The organism is Streptomyces sp. NPDC054932 (assembly GCF_053610205.1).
In genome coordinates this window covers 1-5,212 of sequence record NZ_JBSGXU010000327.1, presented here as the reverse complement: position 1 = coordinate 5,212, position 5,212 = coordinate 1, and the positions used below count along the sequence as shown (strand labels likewise).

The 5,212-nt window shown below is 72.5% G+C and carries 4 protein-coding genes; all 4 read left to right on the top strand.

The features are described 5' to 3' along the window. Window positions 1-202 precede the first annotated feature (202 nt). A complete protein-coding gene (locus ACWGE1_RS40040) occupies window positions 203-856 on the top strand; it encodes a PadR family transcriptional regulator (RefSeq protein ID WP_453425393.1) in 654 nt (217 codons plus the stop codon). A gap of 25 nt (window positions 857-881) precedes the next feature. Then, entirely contained in the window at window positions 882-1,622 is a 741-nt protein-coding gene (locus ACWGE1_RS40035; protein ID WP_453425392.1) for an ABC transporter ATP-binding protein, read from the top strand. A 101-nt stretch (window positions 1,623-1,723) separates the two neighbouring features. Beyond that, entirely contained in the window at window positions 1,724-4,480 is a 2,757-nt protein-coding gene (locus ACWGE1_RS40030) for an ABC transporter permease (protein WP_453425394.1), read from the top strand. 101 nt (window positions 4,481-4,581) lie between these two features. Next, entirely contained in the window at window positions 4,582-5,121 is a 540-nt protein-coding gene (locus ACWGE1_RS40025) for a bacterial proteasome activator family protein (RefSeq protein WP_361589655.1), read from the top strand. Window positions 5,122-5,212 lie beyond the last annotated feature (91 nt).

Here is a 5,212-nt window from a genome sequence, read left to right as displayed (position 1 = left end):
CGAGCCCTGACCGCCGCAAGTTCCCCAGCCCTCATACAGCCAGCGAACTACCGCACACCCGACGTGACAAGACCAGATAACAAAGCACTACTAGGGGGCGTCTCGCCGATCAGGCCGGACACCCCCCAGACCCGCGTCCCCCTTGCGGCGTAGGCCTGAGGATGGTTGCCGAGCGTGAACATACTCGGTATACATACTGAGTATGTCGATCCGTCACGGGCTACTCGCCCTGCTGGAACGGGGTCCTCGGTACGGCTCCCAGCTGCGCACCGAGTTCGAATCCCGCACCGGCTCCACCTGGCCGCTCAACGTCGGGCAGGTGTACACGACCCTCGCCCGCCTCGAACGCGACGGCCTCGTCGCCCCCGACGGCGAGGACGCCGCCGGCCACACCCTCTACGCCATCACCGACGCCGGGCGCACCGAACTGCTCCAGTGGTACGAGCGCCCCGTCGACCGGGCCAACCCGCCCCGCGACGAGCTGTCCATCAAGCTCGCCATGGCCGTGGGCGCACCCGGCGTGGACATCCGCGCCGTCATCCAGTCCCAGCGGCACGCCACGATCAAGGCGATGCAGGACTACACCCGGCTCAAGGCAACGGCGCTCGCCGCGGTCGAGACGGGCCGGTCCCGCGAACGCGACGACGTCGCCTGGCTCCTCGTCCTGGACCAGCTGATCTTCCAGACCGAGGCCGAGGCCCGCTGGCTCGACCACTGCGAAGCCCGGCTCGTCCGGCTCTCCCTGCCGGCCGACCGGAGAGCCGCACAGCCCGAGTCACCCCAGGCCGCCGCAGCCGGGAACCCGGCCCCGACCACCACCACCAAACCCAGCAGCGCCCGTACGCGACGTGGCTGAAGCACCGTTCCAGGGGGGATCCTCCATGCCCGACAAGCACCAGCAGCCCGTGCTGCAGCTGGACCAACTCGTCCGTACCCACGGCAGCGGCGCCACCGAGGTCCACGCCCTGCGCGGCATCAACCTCTCCGTCTTCCCCGGCGAACTCGTCGCCGTCATGGGCCCCTCCGGCTCCGGCAAGTCCACGCTGCTCACCCTCGCGGGCGGCCTCGACACCCCGAGCAGCGGCCGGGTCGTCGTCGAGGGCACCGACATCACCACGGCGAGCCGCAAGCAGCTGGCCGCGCTGCGCCGCCGCAGCATCGGGTACGTCTTCCAGGACTACAACCTGATACCGGCCCTCACCGCCGCCGAGAACGTGGCACTGCCCCGGGAACTCGACGGGACCTCCGCCCGCAAGGCCCGCGCCTCCGCCCTCTCCGCACTGGAGGAGATGGGCCTCGGCCAGCTCGCCGACCGCTTCCCCGACGAGATGTCAGGCGGTCAGCAGCAGCGCGTGGCCATCGCCCGCGCCCTCGTGGGAGACCGCCGCCTGGTCCTCGCCGACGAGCCCACCGGCGCCCTCGACTCCGAGACGGGCGAGTCGGTCCTGGCCCTGCTGCGCGCCCGCTGCGACGCCGGCGCGGCCGGGATCCTCGTGACGCACGAGCCGCGGTTCGCCGCCTGGGCCGACCGCGTGGTCTTCCTGCGCGACGGCAGCGTGGTCGACGAGACCCTGCGCAGCCACGCCGACTCCCTGCTCTCCGGGCGGGCGGCCGGCCAGTGACCTCTCCGCTCCAAGGCTGGTACCACTCCTGGATCGCGGCCCTGCGCATCGCGCGCCGCGACGCCTGGCGCGCCAAGGGCCGCAGCGCCCTCGTCCTCGCGATGCTCGCCCTGCCGATCGTCGGGGTGAGCGCCGCCGACCTCACGCTGCGCAGCGCCGAACTGTCCACCGACCAGATGCTCACCCGCACGATCGGCGCCGCCGACGCCCGGGTGAACCGCACGCACATGGGCGGGCCCCTCAACCAGAGCCCCGACGGCACGAGCTACGCGCCCGTCGGCGGCTACAAGGCGTACGACCCCGCGAAGGCCGGGCAAACCCCGCCGGAGCCCGTGGAGTCCGTGTTCCCCGCCGGGGCCCGGATCCTCAAGGACAGCTACGGCTACGGCAAGGTCCGCACCACGCACGGGCTGCTCGAAACCAGGCTGCGTGAACTCGACACGCACAGCCCGCTGACGGGGGGCATGATCGCGCTCGACCGCGGCCGGCTGCCCGAGGGCCCGGGCGAGGTCATCGCCACCCAGGCCTTCCTGAAGAACTCCGGATTCTTCGTCGGCTCCTCCGTCACCCCCCGCGGCGCCACCTCCTCGTACAAGATCGTCGGCGCCTACGAGGCGCCGGACGAACTCGGCCGCGACGAGATCATCGCCCCGCCCGGGACCCTGCTCGCCCCGCTCGACAAGGCCCTGGCGGCCTCCGGGGGGCGCAGCCTGACCCCCGAGGAGGTCTACCTGGTCGAGGTCGGCGGCGAGGGCGTCACCTGGAACATGGTCAAGGCGGCCAACGCCAAGGGCATGACCGTCATCTCCCGCGCCGTCATGCTCGACCCGCCGGCCGACTCCGAGGTCCCGCTCTACCGGGACGAGCCGAAGGAGCAGTTCAGCCGCGAGGGCAACAACGCCGTCGAGACGGCCATCCTGGCCACCGTCGTGGGCCTGGCCATGCTGGAGATCTGCCTGCTCGCCGGACCGGCCTTCGCGGTCGGCGCCCGCCGCTCGCGCCGCCAGCTGGGCCTGGTCGGCGCCAACGGCGGCGACCGGCGCCACATCCGCTCCATCGTGCTCTCCGGCGGCCTGGTCCTCGGCGCCGTCGCCGCCGTCCTCGGCACCGTCATCGGCATCACGCTCACCGTGCTCCTGCGACCGGTGCTGGAAGAGGCCCTCGGCAGCCGCTTCGGCGACTACGACTTCCGCCCGCTGGAACTGGGCGGCATCGCCCTCCTCGCCGTGATCACCGGCCTGCTGGCCGCGATCGTCCCGGCCGTCAACGCCTCCCGGCAGACCGTGCTGGCCTCGCTGACCGGCCGCCGCGGCATCCGCCGCGCCAACCGGGTGCTGCCCGTCATCGGCCTCGTCGCCGTCGCCGTCGGCGCCGCGATCGCCCTCTACGGCACCACCTCGCAGCTGGGCAGCACCGTCGTGGCCGGCGGCAGCGCCATCGCAGAGCTCGGCATCGTCGCCCTCACCCCGGTCCTGGTCGGCCTGTTCGGCCGGCTCGGGCGGTGGCTGCCGCTGTCGCCGCGGCTCGCGCTGCGCGACGCCGTGCGCAACCGCGGGCGTACGGCGCCCGCCGTGGCCGCGGTGCTCGCCGCCGTCGCCGGAACGGTCGCGGTGGCCACGTACCAGCACAGCAACGACGTCCAGATGCGCCACGAGTACCGGGCGGACCTGCCGCACGGCACCGGGCTGCTGGAGGCGTCCGAGAACGGCGCGTACAAGGACGTGCCCGCCCTGCGCGAGATCCTCTCCAGGGAGATGCCGGTGGCCCGGCGGGCGGACGTCGACCGGCTGGTCGTCGGCAAGCCGAGCTGCGAGTCGTACTCCACGGACCCCGGCTGCGGCCGGGCGGAGATCGTCACGCCCAAGGACCAGCGCTGCCCGCTCTACGAGAACCCCGAAGGCATGGACGCCTTCACCGAGGCGCAGCGCCGCGAACTGCGCGAGGACTGGCGCTGCCAGGACAGCCGGTACGGCATGCAGCATCCCGTCCTCGTCGGGGACGAGAAGGTGCTGAGCATCCTCGCGGTCACCGACCCGGGCTCCGTCTCCGCGCTCAAGGCCGGCCGGGCCGTCGCCTTCGACAAGCGCCAGGTCAAGGACGGCAGGCTCACCCTGCGGATCATCACCGACGCGAAGGCCGCCGAGCTGCTGCGCGAAAGCGGCCAGGAGGTGCCCGGCGAGGACAAGGTCCTCCCCGTCCACCTGGCGCCGGACACGACCGTGAGCTGGGGCGTCGACCTGATCCTGCCGCCCTCGGCGGTCAAGACGGCCGGGCTGGCCACCGCGCCCCTGGGCTCGTACTTCAGCCTCGACGGGACCGCGACCACCGAACAGCGCCAGAAGATCGACGGCGAGATCGACCGGATGGGCGTGGAGGCCTCCCTGCGCATCGAGGCCGGCTACCAGGGCGACAACAGCCTGGTCATGCTCGCCCTCGCCGTCTTCGCCGGGCTCGTCACCATCGGCGCGGCGGGCATTGCCACCGGGCTGGCCCAGGCCGACGCCGAGGCCGACCTGAAGACGCTGGCCGCGGTGGGCGCGGCACCCCGGGTGCGGCGGACGCTGAGCGGCTTCCAGTGCGGGGTGGTCTCCCTGATGGGCGTCGTCCTGGGCTCGGCGGCCGGGATCCTGCCCGCCGTCGGCCTGCGCCTGACGCAGCGGCGGGAGATGGAGAACCTCTACCGGCACTCCATCGAGCAGGGCTACACGTCGGCCACGGAGGCCCTGCCGTACGTGCCGATCTCCGTGCCGTGGGAGACCCTCGGCGGGCTGGTCGTCATGGTCCCGCTGGGCGCGGCCCTGCTGGCGGCCCTCGTCACCCGCTCCAACGGCGCGCTGGCCCGCAGGGCCGCGGCGTAATCCGTCCGGCGCGGCCCCAGGCTGGTGCCCCCGTACAGGTTGGATCACGACTGTACGGGGGCACACCGTGTGAGTACGGAGGTGTGCGAGAGAATGACGGCATGGAGATGCCGAGGAGTGAACGGTCGCAGGACAGCCCCCCGCACGTCCTGATCGTGGGACAGGACGGGTCGGCGGTCGGCGACGCCGATGACGAGTCGCGCGAGGTCCCGGTGACGGAAATGGTCGAACAGCCCGCCAAGGTCATGCGGATCGGCAGCATGATCAAGCAACTCCTGGAAGAGGTACGTGCCGCGCCTCTCGACGAGGCGAGCCGGGTCCGGCTCAAGGACATCCATGCCGCCTCGGTCAAGGAGCTGGAGGACGGCCTGGCCCCGGAGCTCGTGGAGGAACTGGAGCGCCTGTCCCTCCCGTTCACCGAGGAGGCCATTCCCTCCGAGGCGGAACTGCGGATCGCCCAGGCACAGTTGGTGGGCTGGCTGGAGGGCCTCTTCCACGGCATCCAGACGGCCCTGTTCGCGCAGCAGATGGCGGCGCGGGCCCAGTTGGAGCAGATGCGCCGCGCCCTGCCGCCCGGCGGGCCGCACGACGACGACGAGGACGGCGGCCACGGAGCGATCCGCTCGGGCCCCTACCTCTAGGGAGTGTCCGCAAAGTAGCGTCGTCCGCCCGGAGGGCGGGCTCGGCGGGGCCTGGTGCGTGCGATTGCAAGGCGGAGGAGGGAGTCCATGC

Excerpts from the sequence above, each read along its gene's own strand:
- ACWGE1_RS40040 (WP_453425393.1), top strand. The coding sequence starts at position 203 with ATGTCGATCCGTCACGGGCTACTCGCCCTGCTGGAACGGGGTCCTCGG.
- ACWGE1_RS40035 (WP_453425392.1), top strand. The coding sequence starts at position 882 with ATGCCCGACAAGCACCAGCAGCCCGTGCTGCAGCTGGACCAACTCGTC.
- ACWGE1_RS40030 (WP_453425394.1), top strand. The coding sequence starts at position 1,724 with ATGCTCGCCCTGCCGATCGTCGGGGTGAGCGCCGCCGACCTCACGCTG.
- ACWGE1_RS40025 (WP_361589655.1), top strand. The coding sequence starts at position 4,582 with ATGGAGATGCCGAGGAGTGAACGGTCGCAGGACAGCCCCCCGCACGTC.